Source organism: Arthrobacter sp. Soil782, assembly GCF_001428435.1.
GTDB classification, from domain to species: Bacteria; Actinomycetota; Actinomycetes; order Actinomycetales; family Micrococcaceae; genus Arthrobacter_D; species Arthrobacter_D parietis.
Genome location: NZ_LMSO01000009.1, coordinates 84966 through 107769, shown reverse-complemented (window position 1 = coordinate 107769; position 22804 = coordinate 84966). Strand labels below are relative to the sequence as shown.

Annotated in this window: 24 protein-coding genes; 18 read left to right on the top strand and 6 right to left on the bottom strand. The window is 64.5% G+C overall.

The features are described 5' to 3' along the window. Positions 1–61: 61 nt before the first annotated feature. From ASH00_RS11255 to ASH00_RS11245, 3 genes are all read right to left on the bottom strand, one after another. Entirely contained in the window at positions 62–703 is a 642-nt protein-coding gene (locus ASH00_RS11255) for a hypothetical protein (protein WP_056548544.1), read from the bottom strand. Between the two features lie 16 nt (positions 704–719). Beyond that, on the bottom strand, positions 720–1139 hold the full coding sequence (locus ASH00_RS11250; RefSeq protein ID WP_056548542.1) for a DUF4383 domain-containing protein: 420 nt from the start codon (positions 1137–1139) through the stop codon (positions 720–722). Between the two features lie 107 nt (positions 1140–1246). Then, positions 1247–1717 carry an Lrp/AsnC family transcriptional regulator gene (locus ASH00_RS11245; RefSeq protein ID WP_056549215.1) on the bottom strand — a complete coding sequence of 157 codons (471 nt, stop codon included), beginning with the start codon at positions 1715–1717 and terminating at the stop codon, positions 1247–1249. 214 nt (positions 1718–1931) lie between these two features. On the opposite strand from ASH00_RS11245, the gene pdhA reads away from it, so the two are divergent. From pdhA to ASH00_RS11230, 3 genes are read left to right on the top strand one after another with little or no spacing between them, the layout of a single operon-like run. After that, a complete protein-coding gene (pdhA, locus tag ASH00_RS11240; RefSeq protein ID WP_157359095.1) occupies positions 1932–3077 on the top strand; it encodes a pyruvate dehydrogenase (acetyl-transferring) E1 component subunit alpha in 1146 nt (381 codons plus the stop codon). After that, entirely contained in the window at positions 3077–4093 is a 1017-nt protein-coding gene (locus ASH00_RS11235) for an alpha-ketoacid dehydrogenase subunit beta (protein ID WP_056548538.1), read from the top strand. Before pdhA ends, ASH00_RS11235 begins: the two co-directional genes overlap by 1 nt. A gap of 8 nt (positions 4094–4101) precedes the next feature. Then, on the top strand, positions 4102–5514 hold the full coding sequence (locus ASH00_RS11230) for a dihydrolipoamide acetyltransferase family protein (RefSeq protein ID WP_056549213.1): 1413 nt from the start codon (positions 4102–4104) through the stop codon (positions 5512–5514). Between the two features lie 119 nt (positions 5515–5633). On the opposite strand, the gene ASH00_RS11225 is transcribed toward ASH00_RS11230, so the two are convergent. Both ASH00_RS11225 and ASH00_RS11220 read right to left on the bottom strand, forming a co-directional pair. Then, positions 5634–6173 (bottom strand): GNAT family N-acetyltransferase, encoded by a 540-nt coding sequence (locus ASH00_RS11225; protein WP_318533035.1) that lies wholly within the window; start codon positions 6171–6173, stop codon positions 5634–5636. A 39-nt stretch (positions 6174–6212) separates the two neighbouring features. After that, positions 6213–6827, bottom strand: coding sequence for an SACE_7040 family transcriptional regulator (locus ASH00_RS11220; protein WP_056548536.1), 615 nt, complete (start codon positions 6825–6827; stop codon positions 6213–6215). Positions 6828–6999: 172 nt separating this feature from the next. Here ASH00_RS11220 and ASH00_RS11215 point away from each other — a divergent pair, with 172 nt between their 5' ends. From ASH00_RS11215 to ASH00_RS11185, 7 genes are read left to right on the top strand one after another with little or no spacing between them, the layout of a single operon-like run. Beyond that, on the top strand, positions 7000–8604 hold the full coding sequence (locus ASH00_RS11215; protein WP_056548534.1) for a carboxyl transferase domain-containing protein: 1605 nt from the start codon (positions 7000–7002) through the stop codon (positions 8602–8604). Positions 8605–8609: 5 nt separating this feature from the next. Continuing rightward, on the top strand, positions 8610–10682 hold the full coding sequence (locus tag ASH00_RS11210; RefSeq protein ID WP_056548533.1) for an acetyl/propionyl/methylcrotonyl-CoA carboxylase subunit alpha: 2073 nt from the start codon (positions 8610–8612) through the stop codon (positions 10680–10682). Next, positions 10676–11839, top strand: a complete 1164-nt coding sequence (locus ASH00_RS11205; protein ID WP_157359094.1) for an acyl-CoA dehydrogenase family protein — start codon at positions 10676–10678, stop codon at positions 11837–11839. The genes ASH00_RS11210 and ASH00_RS11205 overlap by 7 nt, the downstream gene beginning before the upstream one ends. A 48-nt stretch (positions 11840–11887) precedes the next feature. Then, entirely contained in the window at positions 11888–12682 is a 795-nt protein-coding gene (locus ASH00_RS11200; protein ID WP_056548530.1) for a CoA transferase subunit A, read from the top strand. Positions 12683–12684: 2 nt separating this feature from the next. Next, positions 12685–13341: a CoA transferase subunit B gene (locus ASH00_RS11195; protein WP_056548528.1), complete on the top strand. Its 657-nt coding sequence runs from the start codon at positions 12685–12687 to the stop codon at positions 13339–13341. Further along, a complete protein-coding gene (locus ASH00_RS11190; RefSeq protein ID WP_056548526.1) occupies positions 13331–13846 on the top strand; it encodes a MaoC family dehydratase in 516 nt (171 codons plus the stop codon). The genes ASH00_RS11195 and ASH00_RS11190 overlap by 11 nt, the downstream gene beginning before the upstream one ends. After that, positions 13839–14651: an HpcH/HpaI aldolase/citrate lyase family protein gene (locus ASH00_RS11185; RefSeq protein WP_056548524.1), complete on the top strand. Its 813-nt coding sequence runs from the start codon at positions 13839–13841 to the stop codon at positions 14649–14651. Before ASH00_RS11190 ends, ASH00_RS11185 begins: the two co-directional genes overlap by 8 nt. 24 nt (positions 14652–14675) lie before the next feature. On the opposite strand, the gene ASH00_RS11180 is transcribed toward ASH00_RS11185, so the two are convergent. Beyond that, positions 14676–15635 (bottom strand): NAD-dependent epimerase/dehydratase family protein, encoded by a 960-nt coding sequence (locus tag ASH00_RS11180; RefSeq protein ID WP_056548521.1) that lies wholly within the window; start codon positions 15633–15635, stop codon positions 14676–14678. Between the two features lie 121 nt (positions 15636–15756). Here ASH00_RS11180 and dxr point away from each other — a divergent pair, with 121 nt between their 5' ends. The 8 genes from dxr (at position 15757) to ASH00_RS11140 (ending at position 22700) form a co-directional block, all read left to right on the top strand. Then, entirely contained in the window at positions 15757–16974 is a 1218-nt protein-coding gene (dxr, locus tag ASH00_RS11175; RefSeq protein WP_056548519.1) for a 1-deoxy-D-xylulose-5-phosphate reductoisomerase, read from the top strand. A gap of 27 nt (positions 16975–17001) precedes the next feature. Further along, positions 17002–18351 carry a M50 family metallopeptidase gene (locus ASH00_RS11170; protein WP_056548518.1) on the top strand — a complete coding sequence of 450 codons (1350 nt, stop codon included), beginning with the start codon at positions 17002–17004 and terminating at the stop codon, positions 18349–18351. A 64-nt stretch (positions 18352–18415) separates the two neighbouring features. Next, on the top strand, positions 18416–19036 hold the full coding sequence (locus tag ASH00_RS11165) for a MarR family transcriptional regulator (protein WP_056548516.1): 621 nt from the start codon (positions 18416–18418) through the stop codon (positions 19034–19036). Continuing rightward, positions 19036–19470 (top strand): hypothetical protein, encoded by a 435-nt coding sequence (locus ASH00_RS11160; RefSeq protein ID WP_327019691.1) that lies wholly within the window; start codon positions 19036–19038, stop codon positions 19468–19470. Before ASH00_RS11165 ends, ASH00_RS11160 begins: the two co-directional genes overlap by 1 nt. Before the next feature lie 17 nt (positions 19471–19487). Further along, positions 19488–19784 carry a YciI family protein gene (locus tag ASH00_RS11155; protein ID WP_056548512.1) on the top strand — a complete coding sequence of 99 codons (297 nt, stop codon included), beginning with the start codon at positions 19488–19490 and terminating at the stop codon, positions 19782–19784. Between the two features lie 66 nt (positions 19785–19850). Continuing rightward, positions 19851–21017, top strand: coding sequence for a flavodoxin-dependent (E)-4-hydroxy-3-methylbut-2-enyl-diphosphate synthase (ispG, locus tag ASH00_RS11150; RefSeq protein WP_056548510.1), 1167 nt, complete (start codon positions 19851–19853; stop codon positions 21015–21017). Then, the gene (locus ASH00_RS11145; RefSeq protein WP_200954799.1) at positions 20971–21864 is read left to right on the top strand and encodes a GNAT family N-acetyltransferase; all 894 of its coding nucleotides are present in this window, start codon (positions 20971–20973) and stop codon (positions 21862–21864) included. The genes ispG and ASH00_RS11145 overlap by 47 nt, the downstream gene beginning before the upstream one ends. A gap of 44 nt (positions 21865–21908) precedes the next feature. Further along, a complete protein-coding gene (locus tag ASH00_RS11140) occupies positions 21909–22700 on the top strand; it encodes a sensor domain-containing protein (RefSeq protein ID WP_157359093.1) in 792 nt (263 codons plus the stop codon). Positions 22701–22804 lie beyond the last annotated feature (104 nt).

Below are 22804 nucleotides of genomic sequence, written 5' to 3'. Positions count from 1 at the left end.
CATGTCGATTCCGGCCCCTTCTGTCATCTTCGCGAACTTGCCTGTTCATGAACTCGCTTGTTCAGTGACCGGGATGCTCCGCCGGAGCGGGAACCAGGCCGTGCTCGCCGTGCGGCACCGCATTGTCACCGGCCGTTGATGCGGCGAGTCCCGGCGTCGTAATTCCGGCAACCAGGACGGCAGAGAGGAAGAGCCCGGTGAGGAGCCTGCCGGGGGAGAGCTTCGCGCCGGCAGCTGAACGGTCTGCACGCCGGCGCAGGGCGCCGCGGCAACCGAGCTGCAGGAGGACGAGCGCCAGTGCGGAGGCAAGCGTGAGGTCGAAGTTCCTGCTTCCGGCCGGCGCGAGCAGCGCACCCCACACCAGAACACCCAGCACGACGGCGGCAGCACCGGGAAGAACGGCAGGCACCACAATTGCCAGCAGGGCAGAACCCCGGTTCCGCTCTGGCGTTCCGCGCAGCGCCAGAATTCCCCAGAGGGTCAGTGCGGCCGCCCACAGGCCGGTGAGCATTCCCACCACAACATTCAGGATGCCGCCGGCAGCCAGCAGGGCGTCGGCTGCGAGGGCAAAGAACGTCAGGCCTGAGCCGAGGGCAGTGAATCCGGCCAACAGGCGGAGCAGTTCACCCGTGGTGCCCTGCTCCGCGTCGGCGCGCGGTTGAGGAGCGGGCAGGGCCCGCTCCTCAACCGCAGCACTGTTCATCAAAGCGACGTCCGGACTACGCGGTGTGTGCGTGGGTGCTGGAGGTGCGCACGTTCTTGTCCTGTGACAGGCCTACGCCCAGCAGGAGGACAGCGCTCGCGAGGTGCAGAACGTTGTCCGCGCCGTTGAGGGCAATGATGTTCAGCGAGGTGCCGACCAGGAAGAGCCCGAGGATGCCCACCAGGAGGTAGACCGCACCCACGGTGGTGTTGACGCCCTTGGCGGCGCTCACCGAGTTGAGTCCTGCAAGCAGCAGTGCTGCGCCGATTGCGAGGTGAATGATGTTGTGGAGCGGGTTGACTTCGAAGATGATGAGCGTGTTGCCCTCGGTCGCGAAGAAGCCGACACCGGCCGTAACGAAGAAGCCGAGGATCCCGACGAGCAGATAGACGGCTCCGAAGACGGTTGCGAGTAGCCGGTTGGGGGAGGTTCCCATGGTGATGCCTTTCGTGTGATGTGCGCTCCCTGGTGGAGCTCCGCACACCATTCGGATCAGTTCTCACTTTGGATGGTTCTGCTGTTTCGGATCAGGAATGGAAGAGGCTACTCCGCGGAACCGCGCTCCAGCAGGGGCTCCATGCGGTAAGGAATCAACTCGTGCATGGCGAGGGAGGTATCGCAGCGTTCCACTCCGTCGCAGGCCAGGATCTTTCCATTGATCCGGAAGAGGTCTTCGGCGTCCACTGACACCACGCGGACCAGGATGTCCGCCTGCCCGGTCAGCCCGTGCGCCTCGAGGACCTCGGGGATACCGGCGAGCTGGCCGGTGATGGAGCCGAGTTTCCGCTGGTCCACGTGGACATTGATGAACGCGGTGAGCGGGTAGCCGAGCGCTGCCGGATTGATCCGCCGTTCAAAGGACAGGAAGGTCGAATTCTTTTCCAGCCGGGTCATCCGTGCCTGGACGGTATTGCGCGAGAGCCCCAGCTTTTGGGCGAGCGCGACGACGGTCCGCCGGGAGTCCCGCGCCAGCGCGAGAAGGAGCCGCGTGTCGGTGGCATCAAGGGGCTGCATAGTGCGCAACGGTAGCACGGCGCGAAGGCAGCGAATCGAGCACAATGCTCAGTCATTCCATGTTCGGTTGTGCTGTGTGGCTTGCGTGAGTATCGTCACACTAAACCTCGGGCAACGGTGCCCTCGGCCCGCCGAACACCCACGGATCGGCGTCGGAGGCTGCGGTTGGCCGGTGTACAAACGCCGAAGCCGGTAAGAAGAAGGATGAGTGAACGTGCCTCTGAACAACGATGCGGACGCCACGCAGGATGAGCTGGTCCAGCTCATCGCGCCCAACGGCGAGCGCCGAAGCAACGCCGCGTACGACCGCTGGGTCTCCGACGTCGACGACGCCGCTCTGCAGGCCCTGTACGAGGACATGATCGTCATCCGCCGGATCGATGCCGAAGCCACGGCTCTCCAACGCCAGGGTGAGCTTGCGCTGTGGCCGCCGTTGCTGGGACAGGAAGCGGCGCAGATCGGCTCGGGACGCGCTCTGCGCGAGGATGACTTCGTTTTCTCCAGCTACCGCGAGAACGGCGTTGCCTACTGCCGCGGCGTGGACCTCACGGATCTCCTGCGCGTCTGGCGGGGCAACGCCTCCGCCGGCTGGGATCCCTACGCCATCAACATGGCTCCGCCGCAGGTCATCATCGGCGCGCAGACCCTGCACGCCACCGGATACGCCATGGGCGTTCTGGCGGACGGTGCAGACTCCGTTGCGGTCACCTACTTCGGAGACGGCGCCACGAGCCAGGGCGATGTCAACGAGGCTATGGTGTTTGCCGCCAGTTACCAGGCGCCCGTCATCTTCTTCTGCCAGAACAACCACTGGGCCATCTCCGAGCCGGTCGGGTTGCAGGCACACGTGCCCATTGCCCACCGCGCGCCCGGATTCGGCATCCCCTCCGTCCGCGTGGACGGCAACGATGTGCTCGCGTGCCTCGCCGTTACCCGTGAGGCGCTCGATCGCGCCCGGACCGGCGGCGGTCCCACCTTCATCGAGGCGGTGACCTACCGGATGGGACCGCACACTACGGCGGATGACCCCACCCGCTACCGGGACGCGAACGAGCTTGAGGACTGGGCCGCGAAGGATCCCATCGCACGCCTGGCTGCGCTTCTGGACGCACGCGGCCTGCTGTCCGCGGAGGTGGCGGATTCCGTCAAGGCCACCGCCGACGACGTCGCCGCCCGGCTTCGCGAGGGCTGCATCTCTATGCCGGAGCCGCAGGTCCTTGACGTCTTCAAGCACGTCTACAGTGAGCCGAATTCATGGCTCGATCGCCAGCAGGACTCCTATGAGCAGTATCTGAAGTACTTTGATTCCGCCGACGCAGATACCGCTGCATCCAACTCCTCCAGGGAGGTGAACCGCTGATGTCCACCATGACATTCGGCCGTGCCATCAACGCAGGCCTTCGCAGGGCCATGGAAAATGACCCGAAGGTTGTCCTGATGGGCGAGGACATCGGAAAGTTGGGCGGCGTTTTCCGCATCACCGACGGCCTGCAGAAGGACTTCGGGTCCCACCGCGTCCTCGATACGCCGCTCGCGGAGTCCGGCATCATGGGCACGGCAGTCGGCCTGGCCTACCGTGGCTACCGTCCCGTCGTCGAAATCCAGTTCGATGGCTTCATCTACCCGGCGTTCGACCAGATCGTGTGCCAGGTTGCCAAGCTGCACTACCGGACCCAGGGTGCCGTCAAGGTGCCGCTGACCATCCGGGTGCCGTTCGGCGGCGGTATCGGATCCCCGGAGCACCACTCGGAGTCCCCGGAAGCGTACTTCACCCACACGTCCGGGCTGCGGGTTGTGAGCGTCTCCAACCCCCAGGATGCTTTTGTGATGATCCAGCAGGCAATTGCGAGCGATGACCCTGTGCTCTATTTCGAACCGAAGCGCCGCTATCACGTGAAGGGTGAGGTGGACGAGGGCGTGGACCTGGGCGCCACCAGCATGAATGACGCGAAAGTGGTTACCGAGGGCAGTGACGTCACGCTCGTCACCTACGGGCCTCTGGTGCCGACGGCGCAGAACGCCGCCATTGCAGCCTCCGACGACGGCATCTCGATTGAGGTGATTGACCTGCGGTCCCTTGCGCCGATCGATTTCGCGACCGTGGAGAAGTCGGTGCGGAAAACCGGACGCCTGATCATTACGCATGAAGCCGCTCAGTCTGGCGGCCTCGGCGCCGAAATTGCGGCGAGCATCACCGAGCGTTGCTTCTACCACCTGGAGCACGCACCGGTCCGCGTGACGGGATTCGACATCCCGTACCCCTACTCCAAGCTTGAGTTCCATCATCTACCGGATCTGGACCGCATACTCGATGGAGTTGACCGCGCCCTGGGCCGCTCAAACTCCCTTAGCTCCCGCAGTGGACTGGAAGGATAGTGTCACCGGTGATCAAGGAATTCCGACTGCCCGACCTCGGCGAAGGCCTGACTGAATCGGAGATCGTCGCCTGGCATGTAGCGGTGGGCGACACCGTGGAGCTGAACCAGGTCATCGCGGACGTTGAAACCGCGAAAGCGGTCGTGGAACTGCCGTCGCCGTATGCCGGCGTTGTGGCGAAGCTGCACGAGCAGCCCGGAACGGTGGTGGAGGTCGGCTCGCCGATCGTGTCCTTCGACGTGCCGGGTTCCGGCGGACCCTCCACCAATTCTCCGGACGCCTCAGCGGACACAAACGACGACGACGCGCCGCCGCCCAAGCGGGAACCCAACCTCGTGGGGTACGGAGCCGCTGTTGAGAAGACGGGCCGGCCCGCGCGGCGGGCCCGGCGCAGCAGCGGGGCGGCAGAGCCTGCCGCGCCTGTCCGCGCTGCAGAACCCGTTGGCGCTCCTGTGATGGCTGAGGCACCGCAGCCTTCCGTTCCGGCGGAGGCGCAGCTGGAGCGTCCCCGGTCAACGCCGCCGGTACGCAAACTGGCACGTGATCTCGGCATCGACCTCACCGCTCTGAACGGCAGCGGCCCACAGGGTCTCATCACCCGCGAGGACGTCCTCGCTGAACAGCAGAAATCCGCACAGGAGGGATCCGGACAGCAGGGATCCGACCGTGGGGTGCAGTCTGCAGAGACAGGCGGGGCACCGGCGTCGCGCATGAATGGTGAACGGGAGACCCGCACACCGATCAAGGGCGTGCGGAAGCACACCGCCGCTGCCATGGTGGCCAGTGCCTTCACTGCGCCGCACGTCACCGAGTTCCTGACCGTCGATGTCACGGCTTCCATGGACCTGCTGGCACGGTTGAAGACGAGCAGGGCGTTCGCAGATGTCCGCATTACTCCGTTGGTGCTGGTGGCCAAAGCACTGTGCATCGCGCTGGACCGCAATCCCACGCTGAACTCCCGGTGGGATGAGGCCGCCCAGGAAATTGTGCAGCATCACTACGTGAACCTGGGCATTGCAGCCGCGACTCCGCGCGGCTTGGTCGTCCCGAATGTCAGGGATGCGCACACGCTCGGGCTCCGCGAGCTGGCAGATGCGCTCAAAGGATTGACGGAAACGGCACGTGCCGGCAAGACCAGTCCCGCGGATCTCTCCGGCGGGACCATCTCCATCACCAACGTCGGTGTGTTCGGCATCGACGCGGGCACGCCCATCCTCAACCCGGGGGAAGCCGCGATCCTGGCCATGGGATCGGTACGGAAGATGCCGTGGGAGTACCAGAATGAGATTGCCCTGCGGCAGGTCATGACCCTCAGCCTGTCCTTCGACCACCGGCTGGTGGACGGCGAACAGGGATCACGCTTCCTGGCGGACATTGGTACCATCCTGTCCGATCCGGGCATGGTCCTGACGATGGTCTGACGGGCCTGCCCACCTCGGGTTGGGCCGCCCGTCCACCCTGGAACTTTTGCGCAGCTCCGGTGACTTCGACAAGCGTCGGAGTCACCGGAGCTGCACGAAAGTTCCGTTATGTGGAGCCGTTAGCGAAGCTCGAGGACGAGCTCCCTGACCACCGCGCCGCGCGCGTTCGCGAAACCTTGCGTCTCACCGACCTGGGTGAATCCGTAGCGTTCGAGGATCCGGATCGAATTGGTGTTGTCTGCAACTGCGCGTGCCCGGAGCGGGCGCTCGGTGAACTCTTCGAGGAAGAGGCCGACTGCCGCCGTCGTAATGCCCTGTCCCCAGCGCGCCTTGTCGATCCAGTAACTGATCTCCGGGATGTCGGCGTCGCGGTAGGCGAGGATACTTCCCACCACCGCTCCGTCAGCCTCGATGGTGCGGACCGTGACCGTGGGGTCATTGAGGATGTTCTGCCAGTGGAGGTCGAAGACCCCCCGGTCCGAGGGGTTCTTGGCACTGAAGGCGGCCATGTGGTTGGCGCTGGGGTCGAGCTGGTGTGAGAAGAACTCGTCCAGATCGGTGGGTTCAACGGCGCGTAGCGTGATCACTGGAGACTTTCCGGTAGGCGGAACAGGGGTGGTTTCTGCGAGGTTCGGGTGCACGTGAGGTGCTCTACTCATCAGCGTACTAGGACGCGGGAAGTGGCGCCCCGTGTTCTCTCATGCCTCCACGCTGAGGGCGGCCCACGCCATTTCCTCAAGCAGCTGGCGCAGGTCTGCGGTGTCCTTGCTGCTGCGGCGACGGTGAGTGGAGTGCGGGGTGGAATTGATGAGCCCGAATGCGGCGTGGGCCTTCCGGCGAAGATGGGTTCTGTCTGGTTGTTGCTCGAGAGCGGCGAGGGCATCCACCCATACCTCCACGTAGGTGCGCTGCAGGGAACGCACGGTCTCCTGGTCCTCATCAGCCAGGGAGCTGAGATCCCTGTCCTGAACCCTGATGACGTTGGCATTGCGGAGTGCAAAGTCCACCTGGAACTCGATCAGCCCGCGGAGCGCCTGCTGGGGGCCGGGGGATTCAGCAACAACGGCACGGCTGCCCTCAAGCAGGTCCTGGCTGACGCCGGCCAGCAGCGCGGCGAGCACTGCTGGTTTCCCGCTGAAGTGCCGGTACACCGCCGGTCCGCTGACACCGGCTGCTGCTCCCAGGTCCTCGATGGAGACTCCGTTGTAGCCGCGCTCGGCGAACAGTTGCGCGGCCGCATCCAACAGAGCCGCTCGCCGTGAGGCCTTGGCGAGGCTGCGGCCGGTCATCCGGGTGGGAGCTGGGGCGTCCATGCCTGTCTTTCTTCGGTGGAGGAACTTCGGTGGCGGAATACTTCGGAGGGGATTCCTCCATTCTGGTGGACAGTTCGGTTAATAGCTACTAACCTAAATTTGAGTTAATCCCTGCTAACTGAGTGGTTGCGTGCGTGAAGGTTGAAGGCTCGCACGGACCGAAAGGACGTCAATGGAGACCCTGGCCTCGCGACTGGACCCGAACGCCGAAGCGTTCCGGCAGAACGACGCCGGCCAGCGCGCACTCGCTGCCGAGCTGCGGGACCGGCTCGCTGACTCTGCCCTCGGCGGCCCGGAGCGCTCCCGCGAACGTCACGTCAGCCGCGGGAAGCTGCTGCCGCGGGACCGGATCGACCACCTGCTCGATCCGGGCAGTCCGTTTCTGGAGATAGCCCCGCTGGCCGCCAACGGGATGTATAACGACGAGAGCCCCGGAGCGGGAGTCATCGCGGGTATCGGTCTGGTGCACGGACGTCACGTCCTCGTCATTTCCAATGACGCCACAGTCAAGGGCGGCACCTACTATCCGATGACGGTCAAAAAGCACCTTCGCGCCCAGGAGATCGCGCTGGAGAACAACCTGCCCTGCGTGTACCTGGTGGATTCAGGCGGAGCGTTCCTGCCCCGACAGGATGAGGTATTCCCGGACCGCGAGCACTTCGGCCGCATCTTCTACAACCAGGCCACCATGTCCGCGCGGAAGATTCCGCAGATCGCCGCAGTCATGGGCTCGTGCACGGCAGGTGGAGCGTACGTTCCGGCGATGAGCGATGAGACGGTGATCGTCCGGAACCAGGGAACCATCTTCCTCGGCGGCCCGCCGCTGGTGAAAGCCGCCATCGGTGAGATAGTCACCGCCGAAGAGCTCGGCGGCGGGGACGTGCACGCGAAGACGTCCGGCGTTGTCGACCATCTCGCGGAGAACGACCAGCACGCACTGGAGATCGTTCGGGATATTGTCTCGACCCTGCCCGTGCCGGAGCAGGCGTGGGCGCCTGCTGTTCCCGAAGAACCAGCCGTGGATATGGACAGTCTCTACGGTGCCGTGCCGGTCGACGTGAATGCGTCCTATGACGCTCGGGAGATCATCGCGCGCATCGTGGACGGCAGTAAGTTCCACGAGTTCAAGAAGGAGTACGGCACCACCCTCGTCACGGGTTTCGCCACACTGAATGGCCACCAGGTGGGCATCGTTGCCAATAACGGCGTGCTCTTCGGCGAGTCAGCTCTCAAAGGCGCCCACTTCATCGAACTGTGCGATCAGCGGGGCATTCCGCTGATCTTCCTGCAGAATCTCTCGGGTTTCATGGTCGGCCGCGACTATGAAGCCGGCGGCATCGCCAAGCACGGGGCAAAGATGGTCACAGCGGTGGCGACATGCCGCGTGCCCAAGCTGACCGTCGTCGTCGGCGGTTCCTTCGGTGCGGGTAACTATTCGATGTGCGGGCGCGCCTACTCGCCGCGCTTCCTCTGGATGTGGCCGGCCAGCCGCATTTCCGTCATGGGCGGAAACCAGGCGTCTTCCGTGCTGAGCACAGTCAAGCGCGACCAGCTGGAAGCGCGCGGGCAAGAGTGGAGCGCCGAGGATGAGGAGGCGTTCAAGGCTCCCATTCGCGAGCAGTACGAAGCACAGGGGAGTCCCTACTACTCCACCGCGCGGCTCTGGGACGACGGCATCATTGACCCGGCGGACACCCGCCGTGTGCTTGGCCTCGCGCTCGATGTCTGCGCCAACGCGCCGCTGCCAGAGACCTCCTTCGGCCTCTTCAGGATGTGAGTGAGATGCCCCTTTTTGAAACAGTCCTGGTAGCCAACCGCGGTGAAATCGCTTGCCGGGTGATCCGGACGCTGCGCGCACTGGGCATCCGCTCGGTCGCCGTGTACAGCGACGCCGACGCCGGTGCACGCCACGTGCTCGAGGCTGATCAGGCAGTGCGGATCGGCCCGGCTGCCGCTGCTTTGAGCTACCTCAACATTGAAGCGATCATCGCGGCTTGCAAGGCGACCGGCGCCGACGCTGTGCATCCCGGGTACGGGTTCCTGAGCGAAAACCAGGCCTTTGCCCGCGCGCTCGAGGAAGCCGGCATCGTGTTCATCGGTCCGCGGGTCCACGCCCTCAACGTCATGGGTGACAAGATCCGGTCCAAGAACCACGTCAGCGGCTTCGACGTGCCCGTGGTCCCCGGCATCGCTGAGTCGGGACTGACCGACGAAGACCTCATCGAAGCAGCCCGCGAGGTGGGCTACCCGCTGCTCATCAAGCCCTCGGCCGGCGGCGGCGGCAAAGGCATGCACGCCGTGGAACGCGTTGAGGACCTCGCGGAGGGCCTCAAGACGGCGCGCCGCGTTGCAGCGTCCGCGTTCGGTGACGACACCCTGTTCCTCGAGCGGCTCATCCGCACACCGCGCCACATCGAGGTACAGGTGCTCGCGGATTCCTACGGCAACGTCATCCACCTGGGGGAGCGGGAGTGCTCACTGCAGCGGCGGCACCAGAAGGTCATCGAGGAAGCTCCCTCGGCGCTCCTTGACGAGGTGACCCGCGCGCGGATCGGCGAGGCCGCGTGCAACGCGGCCCGCAGCGTGGACTACGTGGGCGCCGGGACCGTTGAGTTCCTGGTGTCCGACGACGCGCCGGATGAATTCTTCTTCATGGAGATGAATACGCGGCTCCAGGTCGAGCACCCCGTCACCGAAATGGTGACAGGCGTGGACCTCGTCGAGTGGCAGGTGCGTATCGCCGCCGGCGAGAAGCTCACGCTGGCGCAGGACGACGTCGTCCTCACCGGCCACGCAGTGGAAGCGCGCGTGTACGCGGAAGACGCGGAGGCGGGCTTCCTGCCCTCGGCGGGGACCGTCGTCGACCTGTCCGAACCGCAGGGTGAGGGCATTCGGGTTGATAGCGCGCTGCTGCCGGGGCTGGAAATCTCCCCCACCTACGATCCGATGCTGTCGAAGGTCATTGCGTGGGCGCCGTCCCGCGCGGAGGCCCTCGACCGGCTGAATTCTGCGCTTGCGCGCACCCGGATAGCGGGCCTACGCACCAATGTGGAGTACCTCCGCCTGCTCATTAATGACGACGACGTCCGCGCCGGCCGGCTCGACACCACCATGATCGAGCGGAAGCTTCCCCACCTCGCCTTCCGGACAGCCTCCGACGCGGAGATCGCTGCGGCCGCCGTTGTACTGGCAGGGCATTCCACAGGTGCCGGTGCGGCCTCGCCGTGGCACTCAAGGGACGGCTGGCGCATTGGCGGGGTGCACGCGGCAACACCCGTTCAGCTTCAGGTCGGGAACACTTCGCCGCAGACCGTGTTCCTGACCCGCGACGGCACGCGGAGTGTGGTTGCTCTCAATGACAATCGCTATGAGGTTGACTGGCTCGTCGACGGGGAGGGAAGCGGGACGGGCCGCGCCGTTGTCGACGGTGTCACGCTGGGTACCCGGCTCGCCCCGAACGGCTCCACACTGTGGCTGACGGATGCCGGTTGGTCCCAGCCAGTACGGATGCTGAGCCGCGAGCAGGTCCTCCAGACGCAACTGGCTTCCATTGCCCGAACGGAGGGCGCCGCCGATCCGGAAGTGCGCTCGCCGATGCCCGGCACCGTAATCACGGTGAACGTCGCCGATGGTGATTCCGTTTCCGAAGGGCAGGTGCTCGTGAGCGTCGAAGCAATGAAGATGGAACACCAGCTCACCGCGACCGTGGCCGGCACAGTCGCTATTACCCTCAGCCCGGGCGACCTCGTATCAGCAAACCAGGTTGTTGCCCGCATTCACCCCGTCCCGTCCGGCGAGGCAGAAGATCCTGCCGCCGGAACAGTTCCCACCGAACAGGAAGAGCCCCAATCATGAACTTTGAACTGAGCGAGGAATACCAGGACCTGGTTGATACCGTCCGGGAGTTCGCTGACCAGGTCGTAGCGCCGGTATCCGCCAAGCACGATGAAGAGCACAGCTTCCCCTACGAGGTCATCGCCCAGATGGGCGAGATGGGCCTGTTCGGGCTCCCGTTCCCGGAGCAGTACGGCGGCATGGACGGCGATTACTTCGCGCTGTGCCTTGCCCTTGAGCAACTGGCGCGGGTCGACCAGTCGGTGGCGATCACCCTCGAGGCGGGCGTCTCGCTGGGCGCCATGCCCGTGTACCGGTTCGGTACCGAGGAACAGAAGCAGCAGTGGCTGCCGATGCTGACAAGCGGTGAGGCGCTCGCCGGGTTCGGGCTGACCGAATCAGAGGCCGGCTCTGACGCTTCCGGCACCAAGACCAACGCGAAGCTGGTTGACGGTGAGTGGGTCATCAACGGCAGCAAGGAGTTCATCACCAACTCCGGCACCGATATCACGCGGCTGGTTACGGTCACCGCCGTCACAGATACCGCGACGCGGGAGGACGGCTCCGTGAAGAAGGAAATCTCCACCATCCTCGTGCCGACCGAAACGCCGGGCTTCACGGCGGAAAAGGCATACAACAAGGTTGGTTGGAACGCGTCGGACACGCACCCGCTGACCCTGAAGGACGTCCGCGTACCCGAGGCCAACCTGCTCGGAACGCGGGGACGCGGTTACGCGAACTTCCTCCAAATCCTCGACGAGGGCCGCATCGCCATCGCCGCTCTTGCCACGGGTGCAGCCCAGGGCTGTGTGGAGGAATCCATCCGCTACGCCAAGGAACGTCAGGCATTCGGCACCAACATCGGCAGCTATCAGTCCATCCAGTTCAAGATCGCGCGGATGCAGGCACGCGCCCACACCGCCCGGCTCGCGTACTACGACGCCGCGTCGCGCATGCTCGCGGGCAAGCCGTTCAAGACCCAGGCATCCATCGCTAAGCTGGTCGCAGGCGAGGCCGCGATGGACAACGCCCGCGACGCCACCCAGGTGTTCGGCGGCTACGGGTTCATGAACGAGTTCACGGTGTCCCGCCACTATCGTGACTCGAAGATCCTGGAGGTTGGCGAGGGAACCACCGAGGTACAGCTGATGCTGATCGCCCGCGAACTGGGACTCTGAGCCAGGCAGTCGGCCACTCACCTGATTGAAACGAGTAAGGGAGAAGCAGTGATAGACAAAGTCGTCGCCTCAGCAGCCGAGGCCGTAGCGGACATTCCTGACGGCGCGTCCCTGGCCGTGGGCGGGTTCGGGCTCTGCGGTATTCCTGTGGCCCTCATCGATGCGTTGCACCAGCAGGGAACCAAGGAGCTCGAAACCATCAGCAACAACTGCGGCGTGGACGGCTGGGGCCTGGGACGGCTCCTTGACGACCACCGGATCCGGCGCACCATCAGCTCGTATGTCGGTGAGAACAAGGAGTTCGCCCGCCAGTACCTCGCGGGGGAACTTGAGGTTGAGCTGACGCCGCAGGGAACGCTGGCGGAGAAGCTGCGGGCCGGCGGCGCCGGCATTCCCGCCTTCTACACGACTGCCGGGGTAGGCACGCAGGTGAGCGAGGGCGGGCTGCCCCAGAAATACGACGACGCCGGCAACATCGCCATTGCTTCATCCCCCAAGGAAGTGCGGGAATTTGACGGGCAGGACTACGTGCTGGAGGAGTCAGTCACACCTGACTTCGCCCTCGTCCATGCGTGGAAGGGCGACCGCCACGGGAACCTGGTGTTCCACGCGACGGCCATGAACTTCAACCCGCTCTGTGCGCAGGCCGGCCGCATCACTATCGCGGAGGTGGAGGAACTGGTGGAACCGGGCGAGCTCGATCCGGAGCACGTCCATATTCCCGGCATCTTCGTACAGCGGGTTGTGCATGCGCCGGACACCGAAAAGCGCATCGAGAAGCGGACGGTTTCCCTGACTACATCCACCCCGGAAGAATCCTCCGGCCAGGCGAAGGAGCTCTAACCATGGCCCTGACACGTAACGAACTGGCCGCGCGGGTGGCGCAGGAGCTGGAGAACGGGCAGTACGTGAACCTGGGCATCGGCATGCCCACGCTCATTCCCAACTACATTCCTGCAGGCGTTGAAGTGGTACTCCACTCGGAGAACGGAATCCTCGGTGTCGGACCGTATCCCACGGAGGACCAGCTGGACCCGGATCTGATTAACGCCGGCAAAGAAACCGTGACCGTCAACGACGGCGCGGCCTTCTTCGATTCCGCTTCCTCCTTCGGCATGGTGCGGGGAGGGCACGTCGACGTCGCTGTCCTCGGTGCCATGGAAGTTGCCGCCAACGGGGATCTGGCCAACTGGATGATCCCGGGCAAGATGGTCAAGGGCATGGGCGGCGCCATGGACCTGGTGTTCGGAGCCAAGCGGCTGATCGTCATGATGGAGCACGTGGACCGGAACTCCAACCCGAAGATAGTCGAGCGGTGCTCGCTGCCGCTGACGGGCAAGGGGTGCGTGGACCGCATCATCACTGACCTCGCCGTCATTGACGTGGATTCCGGGCGCAACTCAGGAACGCTGATTCTTCGCGAGACCGCTCCAGGGGTCAGCGTTGATGACGTGATCGCGGCCACCGGTGCCCCGTTGGAGGTCGATCTTGATGAGCGGTAAGGAACCAGCGCCCGGAACAGTGGTGCAGCGCGGCCTCTACTATGACGAACTGCAGACGGGCGTGGTGTATGCGCACCGCCCGGGCAGGACGCTCACTGAAGCGGACAACGTCCTGTTTACCACCATGACCATGAATACGCAGGCGCTGCATCTTGATGCTGCGTGGAGCGGGGAACAGCCCTTCGGGCAGCGGTTGGTGAACTCGATGCTGACGCTGGCGACCGTCGTCGGGCAGTCAGTCACGCAGCTCACGCAGGGGACCATCGTGGCGCAGCTGGGACTGACGGACATTTCCTTCCCCAAGCCGGTCTTCCATGGCGACACCCTGTACACCGAGACGGAGATCACCGAGAAGCGGGCGTCGAAGTCCCGCCCCGGCCAGGGGCTCGTGACCATGAAACATACCGGACGCAATCAGGACGGCGAGATCGTGGCGCTCGCTACCCGCACCGTCCTGATGTGGACAGCGGTCGCGCATGGAGTCGGGGAGCGCGTTCATGACTGACTTCGGCATGGGCCCTGCCCTGCTCTTTTGCCCTGCTGACCGTCCCGAGCGGTACTCCAAGGCAGCCGAGCGCGCGGACGCCGTCATCCTGGACCTCGAAGACGCGGTTGCCCTCGAGAGCAAGGCAGCAGCCCGCGGAGCCCTGATCGCGAACCCGCTTGATCCTGCGAGGACCATCGTGCGGGTGAATCCCGCCCAGAGCCACGAGTTCGCGCTGGACCTGCAGGCGCTTCGGGACACCCAGTACCGCACGGTCATGCTGGCCAAGGCGGAGGGCGTAGAAGACCTGTGGTCGCTAAACGGTTTCAGTGTTGTCGCGCTCTGCGAGACGGCGTGCGGAGTGCTCAAGGCGACCGAGCTTGCCGAGGAACCCAACGTCGTCGCCCTCATGTGGGGAGCCGAGGATCTGGTTGCCTCGCTGGGTGGTACGGGCAGCCGCAAGGAGGACGGCAGTTACCGCGACATCGCGATGCATGCCCGCTCCACGGTCCTCCTGGCGGCGGCCGCTGCAGGAAAGCAGGCGGTTGATTCGGTCTACGTCAATATCCCGGACGTGGACGGACTCGCCGCGGAGGCGCGTGACGCCGTCGCTTCAGGTTTTGGTATGAAGGCCTGCATCCACCCGAGCCAGGTCAGCATCATTCGGGAGGCCTACAAGCCTTCGGCCGACGAGGAACAGTTCGCGCGCGACGTGCTGGCAGCGGCGCAGCACGAGGGCGGCGTCTTTACCTTCCGCGGCAAGATGGTCGATGGGCCGATCCTCCGCCACGCAGAGCAGACCCTCCGGCGGGCGGGCCAGCCCTAACGCGATGGTGTGAGCGTTGCCGCCTCAGGCTCCGAGTGACATGAGCCGCTGTCGCGGTGACTGGCGGTACCACTGCAGAGTACGCCGTATCCCGTCCTCATAGGCTGTCGGTTCCACCGGACCGAAGCGTTCCTGATAGGCGCTCGCATCCACTACGTGCGGCTGGTGAAACTGGTAGAGCATTTCGGCACCTTCCTGCGCCACTTCCCACACCAGACCGAGCGCCCGAGCGGTTCCGGCGCCTACCCGAAGCATGCGCACTCGGCTACCTGACTCGGCTTCGAGGATTGACAGGAACTTCCGGGCGGTTATTGCCGGCGGAGTAGGAATATGCCACACCGAACCATAGGCCGCCTCCTGCTCACCGAGCTCGATCATTCCACGGGCAAAATCGTCAATGAACAGCGGGCCGAGAGGCTGATCCATCGCACCCACCCACACCGCCGGCGAACGGCTGACGGCGGCCCCGAAGAGGTTGCGGGCCAGGAGGGACTCAACCTGGGGTCCATAGAGTTCGGGTGCCCGCGCTATCACCGTCCGGACCTCGCCGCGGGAATGGCTGGCCAGAACGCGCTCAGCGAGCCACGCGCGCAACACCCCCTTGTCGCTGACCGGACGATAGGGCAGATCCTCCCTCATCGCACCTTCAACCCGGCCGTACATCCACGTGTCATCCGCGAAGACCATGACCGCACCTGCGGCTCGCGCGCCGGCCAACACACCATCAACGGCTTTGGGGAAGGCCTCTCTCCACTGCACAAAGGGGACGTTGACGGCGTTGTAGACAACTGCCGCTCTCCGGCACAGCTCAATCATCCGATCCGCGTCGGTTGCATCGCCGGCGGCAACCTCCACACCCTCCGGCACCGGTATGCTGCCGCTGCGGTTGATGGCCCGTACCTGCCGGCCGCGCCGGACTAGTTCGCGTACCAGCGCTCTGCCGGTGCCGCCGCTGGCTCCGACCACCACATGAATGCCAGTCACTCGCCGTCCTCCGCTTCGATCGACAACGATCAAGAAATATCCATACCTTGGCAGAGCAGGTGCAAAGGGACAAGAGGACGGTTGTTCCGCCTCGCTCAAGGCAGTGCGGGATACTGGGGAGATGGAGTTCCCGCTGCCCCAACCCGACCCTGCACAGTCCGCGCGTCGCGTCATCATTCTTGGATCCACCGGTTCAGTCGGTACCCAGGCTCTGGATGTCATCGCACAGTCTCCGCACCTGTTCACGGTCGCGGGTCTCTCCGCCGGAGGATCCAACCTGGCGCTGCTCGCTGAACAAGCGGTGAAGGCCGATGCTCCGGCGGTGGCCGCGGCGGCCAGCTCTGAGGAGGAACTCAACGCCGCTATCTCTGACGCCGCCCGGAAGGCAGGCAAAGCGGGGTACCGGCCGGAACTGCTCACTGGTCCCGACGCATCCGCCGGCCTTGCCGCCCGGCCGGACGCCGACGTCGTTCTCAACGCCATCACCGGTTCGATCGGTCTTGCACCTACCCTTGCCGCGCTGAAGCAGGGCCATCTCCTGGCGCTCGCCAACAAGGAATCGCTCATCACCGGCGGTCAACTGGTCCGTGACGCGGCCCGTCCGGGGCAGATCGTTCCCGTCGATTCTGAGCACTCCGCCATTGCCCAGGCACTCCGCTCCGGAACCGCCGAGGAGGTTCAGCGCCTGGTGCTCACAGCTTCCGGCGGCCCGTTCCGGGGTCGGTCCCGCGCCGAAATGGCGTCGGTCACCCCTGCGGAAGCACTCGCCCACCCCACCTGGGACATGGGGCTGATGGTCACTACCAACTCCGCCACCATGGTGAACAAGGCCCTCGAAGTGATTGAGGCGCACCTGCTGTTTGACGTGCCGCTCGACCGGATCGACGTCGTCGTGCACCCGCAATCCGTGGTGCACTCGATGGTGGAGTTCATTGACGGCTCCACCATCGCCCAGGCCTCGCCACCGGACATGCGGCTGCCCATCGCCCTCGGTATCGGCTGGCCAAACCGCGTACGCGGCGCAGCATCGGCGTGCGACTGGACCACGGCCACCTCCTGGACGTTTGAACCGCTGGATGTGGACGCATTCCCCGCCGTTGCGCTTGCAAAGGACGCAGCGGCGCGCGGGGGGACCTTCATGGCGGTCTACAACGCAGCAAACGAGGAGGCAGTAACGGCATTCCACGCCGGCCGGATCGGCTTTACGGATATCGTGGACACCGTGCGCTCCGTGGTCGAAGACCATACCAGCGAAGCGCACCTCACCCTGCAGTCAGTGCTCGACGCCGAAACCTGGGCACGGCGCCGGGCTCGGATTCGTTGTGGTTTCCAGGACTGAGACTTACCACCGAGAAGGAACTGACGAGTGACCATTGTGCTGTTCATAGCCGGCGTGCTCTTTGTGGCCGTCGGCATCGCGGCCTCCATTGCGCTGCACGAGGTGGGCCACCTGCTGCCGGCGAAACTCTTCAAGGTGCGGGTCACGCAGTACATGATCGGGTTCGGTCCCACCGTCTTCTCCCGTCGCAGGGGCGAAACCGAGTACGGCGTCAAGGCCCTCCCGCTGGGCGGCTACGTGTCCATGGTCGGTATGTTTCCTCCGGCGAACAAGGCCGACGGCGGCGCAACAGTCCGCCAGTCCAGCACCGGTATGTTCCAGCAGCTTGCAGCAGATGCCCGCCAGGCGGCAGCCGAACAGCTCCAGCCCGGTGACGAGAACAGGGTGTTCTACAAGCTGCCCATCTGGAAGCGGATTGTGATCATGCTCGGTGGGCCGCTGATGAACCTGCTGATCGGCATCATCATGTTCGCCGTCCTCATCATGGGCTTCGGATCCGCGCAGGCAACCACCAGGGTCTCAGAGGTGTATCAGTGCGTGGTTGCGGCCGATCAGCAGCAGGAGACCGGTCAGACAGACTGCGGCCCCGCGGATCCGGCCGCTCCCGCTTTCGAAGCCGGGCTCCAGCCGGGGGACCGCATCGTAGCTTTCGACGGACGCGAGGTGACGAGTTGGAGCGAACTCTCGTCCTGGATCCGGGATGCAGCCGGCCAGGAAGTGCCGATCACCTACGTTCGGGACGGCGAGACGATCAACGCAACCATTGAACCGCTGCTCACCGAGCGCCCCGTCCCCGACGTCGACGGCAGGGCAATGCTCAATGACGACGGCACGCCGGTCATGCAGGAAGTCGGTTTTATCGGGGTCGGGTCCCAGCAGGAACTGGTGCCGCAGCCGGCTTCGGAAGTGATGCCGGCGGTGGGCGAGAGCCTGGTCCGCGTGACCGGCGTCGTGCTCAATCTGCCTCAACGTGTCGCGCAGGTGGCCGAAGCCGCGTTCTCCGACGCACCGCGTGATCCCAATGGCCCCATCAGCGTGGTGGGTGTCGGCCGGATCGCAGGGGAGGTCTCCGCTATGGAGGAAATCCCCTTGGAAGCCCGTGCAGCGACGTTGGTCGGCCTGGTGGGAGGCGTGAACCTGGCGCTGTTCGTGTTCAACCTGATTCCGCTCCTGCCGCTCGACGGCGGCCATGTAGCCGGCGCGTTGTGGGAGGGACTGCGGCGCGGCGTGGCTAAACTCTTCAAACGCCCGGACCCGGGGCCATTCGATATGGCGAAGCTGCTGCCCGTGACCTACGCCGTCGCGATTCTGCTGATGGGAATGGGTGCGCTTCTCATTTACGCCGACATCGTGAAGCCGGTGGATCTTTTCGGATAGGTTGAATTTATAAATTCACCTTATATTGGTTGAATTTTCAAGATCAACCTTCTAAGGTTCGAGTATGTACGTTCTGACGATCGATCAGCGGAACAGCACCAACGAGCCCGACCGCGTTCCCGCCCTGCTCAACTATCTGGAGGGGGTCCCCGCAGCCGTTCCGTTCGAGCGGTCAGTGGGGGATGAGATCCAGGGAGTCCTGGCGGCCGGGGAAGACGTTGTTGAAGCTGCGTTGCGCTGCCTGCGTTCCGGCGGATGGTATGTCGGCATCGGCATCGGCACAGTGGAGCTTCCGCTGCCGGCGACCCCGCGCGAGGGAAGGGGGAGCGCCTTCGTGGCTGCAAGAGCCGCCGTCGAGCGGGCAAAGAAAACAGGTGACCGTGCGCCGCTCGCCGTGGAGGGTGCAGACGGCGCCGCTGACGCGGAAGGGGTGCTCTCGCTCATTGGACGGTTCGTCATGCACCGGACCGATGCGGAATGGCGCATCCTGGACCTGCTCGAACCGCAGCAGAGAGGGAGCCAATCGGCGGTGGCCAGGACGCTGGATATCAGCCCGCAAGCGGTCAGCAAGGCGGTCTTCCGATCAGCCTGGATCGAAGAGTGGGCTGCCCGTCCCGCCGCCGCAGTATTGTTGCAGCTGGCAAGTGCAGATGCTGGGCACACCGCAGATGGGGTAAGGGAATAGTGGAATTTTTTTGGGGCGTTATGGCGCTCGTCGTTGCAGGCGGCCTGGGCTCTCCCATCACGCTCGCCGTCCTGCGCCTGGCGCGTGCTGTTGATGACCAGAAGCGGCCGCCTGCCCCCGTCACCAACAGTGAGACGCCCGCTGCCGAGGTAACGGGTGAAACGGAAGCGGCGCTCGAGAAGGCCGCTCCGGACACACCGGGTGTGCTCCGCGGCGGGCTGGTGATCGGCATCCTGGAGCGCACGGGTGTGGCGCTCGCAATTCTATTGAACGAACCGGTTGCCATTGCCTACGTCGTCGCCATCAAGGGACTGGGGCGTTACGCGGAGCTGAAGGAAACGCCCGCGGCCGCCGAACGGTTCATCATCGGGACGCTGACGTCGTTGTTGTGGGCCTGCGCTGTCGCGGGACTCACAGCCGTCTACCTGCTCTGATCACGTAGGGTGGAGCCATGAGTGTTTTCGCAGTCGAGTACGTGTATGGCGCTGAATCCGCAGCCAGCCGGGATGAGTGCCGTCCCGCACACCGGGAGTGGCTGAACCAGCTGGTCAGCCAGGGAAGCGTCCTTGCATCCGGGCCTTTCGTAGACAACGCGGGAGCGCTGCTGCTTTTCGTCGCGGACGGTGAAGCACAGCTCAATGAGCTGCTGAAGCAGGATCCTTTTGCCGCTGCAGGTGTCATCTCCGCGGTCAAGACAACGCAGTGGAATCCAGTGATTGGCGTTCTCGCCGAACATGCGGATCGCTGACTGGTCGGTAGCGATCAGTAACGTATCCATCCACATCCAGCCAAGAATCTAGCCCTGGAGGACATTTTGACCTCGGTCAATCTCGGAATGCCTGCCGCTCCGCCGCCAACACTGGCACCGCGGCGCAAGACCCGCCAGATCAAGGTGGGTTCCGTAGGGGTGGGCTCGGACTCGCCTATCAGCGTGCAGTCAATGACCACCACGCCCACCACGGACATCAACGCCACCCTGCAGCAGATCGCCGAGCTGACGGCTTCAGGCTGCGACATCGTCCGGGTAGCCTGCCCCTCCGCGGATGACGCCGAAGCGCTGCCCATCATCGCCAGGAAGTCGCAGATACCGGTTATCGCGGACATCCACTTCCAACCGAAGTACGTGTTTGCAGCCATCGATGCGGGCTGTGCTGCTGTCCGGGTCAACCCCGGCAATATCCGGAAGTTCGATGACCAGGTCAAGGAAATCGCCGCGGCCGCGAAGGCTGCAGGAACCTCCATCCGGATCGGCGTCAATGCAGGCTCCCTCGACCCACGCCTGCTTCAGAAGTACGGCAAGGCAACTCCTGAGGCGCTCGTTGAATCGGCCGTCTGGGAAGCCTCCCTGTTCGAGGAACACGATTTCCATGACTTCAAGATCTCCGTCAAGCACAATGACCCAGTGGTGATGGTGCGCGCCTATGAGCTGCTCGCTGAGCGGGGCGACTGGCCCTTGCACCTGGGTGTGACTGAAGCCGGCCCGGCTTTCCAGGGCACCATCAAGTCGGCCACTGCGTTCGGCGCACTACTCGCCAAGGGAATCGGGGACACCATCCGGGTCTCGCTCTCAGCGCCTCCCGTTGAAGAAATCAAGGTCGGAAACCAGATTCTGCAGTCGCTGAACCTGCGCCCGCGCAAGCTGGATATAGTCTCCTGTCCGTCCTGCGGCCGCGCCCAGGTGGACGTGTATACCCTCGCCGAGCAGGTGACCGCCGGGCTTGAGGGCATGGAGGTCCCGTTGCGGGTCGCGGTCATGGGTTGCGTGGTGAACGGTCCCGGCGAAGCACGTGAAGCTGACCTCGGCGTTGCCTCCGGAAACGGGAAGGGGCAGATTTTCGTCAAGGGAGAGGTCATTAAGACTGTTCCTGAGGACCAGATTGTTGAGACACTCATTGAAGAAGCAATGAGGATTGCAGAAGAGATGGGCGAAACCGATGGCGAAACTGCTGGCTCGGGTAGCCCCGTGGTTTCCGTCCGGTAAGCACACCCCGGGCGGAGTTGCATTCCGTACCCTGGGCGGGAAAGACACCTGTGATCTCTGGCAGCTGGTGAACACGGACAGCACGGCCAATGTCTTCATGGCTGCGCATCTGGAGGCAGCAGGAACGGCGGCACCTTCGTCGTCCGGCGGTGAAGTGATCGGCGCGTTCCACGATTCACGCATGGTCTCCGCATGCTGGACCGGGGTCAACCTTGTTCCTGTGGGGATGGCGGGTAGCGATGCCGCCGCCCTGGGAACCCTCCTCGGCGAGAGCGGCCGCCGCTTTTCCTCCATTTTTGGTCCCGCGGCTTCCGTGATGGGCATTTGGTCCACGTTGAGTTCCTTCAGCGCGGATCCGTTCGACGTCCGGTCCGAGCAACCGCTGCTGGAGATCCGGGAGCCGTCGCCGGTGCCGCCCACCTCCACCCTCCGGCATACCAAACCGTCTGAGTTGGAAAAAATACTGCCCGCCTGCGCGGCCATGTTTGAGGAGGAAGTGGGCTACTCCCCGTATGTCGGCGGCGAGGAGCACTACCGGCGGCGAGTGGCCAACCTGATTCGAAGGCGGCACTCGCTGGTGGATTTCGACGACGCGGGCCAGGTGATCTTCAAGGCGGAACTGGGAACGGTTTCGGCCACTACTGCCCAGGTCCAGGGCGTCTGGATCAATCCCGCTTACCGCGGGCAGGGGCTGGGTGCAGGCTATATGTCGGCGGTGGTGAACGAGGCGCTCAAGCTTGCACCCGTTGTCAGTCTCTACGTCAATTCATTCAACACACGTGCCCTGGCGCTGTACCGGACCGTCGGGTTTACCCGGACGGGTGAGTTTGCGACGGTGCTCTTCTGAACCGTTTCGCCGCCGCTCCTTCCCGCCGTCCTGAAAGGTCAACCATGAGGCGTGTGGTTCGTCTTGCCGGCGGATTAACGCTGGGTCTCGCGTTGACGGCCTGCACCGCGGATCCGCCGCGCGGACAGCCGCCGGAACGGCCATCCCAAACCGCGGCGGAAACAGCCGCTCCGGCTTCAGGGACGCCGGCCCCGGCCACATCCAGTCCAACGGCAACCCCTTCTTCCACACCGGGCAGCGGGTCCCGACTGAGCGCCGAACAGCTCGAGGCGGTGCTGGCGGCAGTCAGCGAGGCGGAGTCCCTTAATGCGCAGATCATCGCTGACGCGGAGCTGCGTGCCCTTGAGGAGGAGGGAGCCCGCAGGGCAGAGGACATCGTGGTCACTCCCGAGGAGTGCAACGTGTACGCGGAATCCAGTACGGAGGGCCTTTCCGCTGAAGCCAGCCGCGCTGCGATGACCTTCGCGGGGGAGTCCTCGCTGCAGCCGGACACCGTGAGTCTCTCCGGCCTCGCCTCGAAGGAAGCAGCCCGCACGCAGCTACGCGCCGGCAGGGACCAGTTGGACGCCTGCTCAGAGTTCACCATGGAGGTGTCCAACCAGGAGATCAGTACCACCGTCTCGGAGGTTGACGTTGATACTGCCGCGGATGAGGACCTTGCCCTGCGCACCACCGCGCAGGTTCCCGGAACCATCCAGGAATCCATCACGGTGCGTGCCGTTGTGGGCAGCACCGTCGTTGACGTTTTGGTGGGCGGCTCTCCCGATCCGGCAGCCGATGCGGCGCGTGCTGAACGCCTCACGGACCTCGTGGTGGCTGAGCTCCGCGCGCGCTGAGCCCGCCTGTCACCGGCAACCCGCCGGACCGGTTAGATTGGTAGGTGTTGTTGCTGCCGCCCTGATCCTAGAACCGCGGCAGAAAGTGCCAAAGAAACGGATTC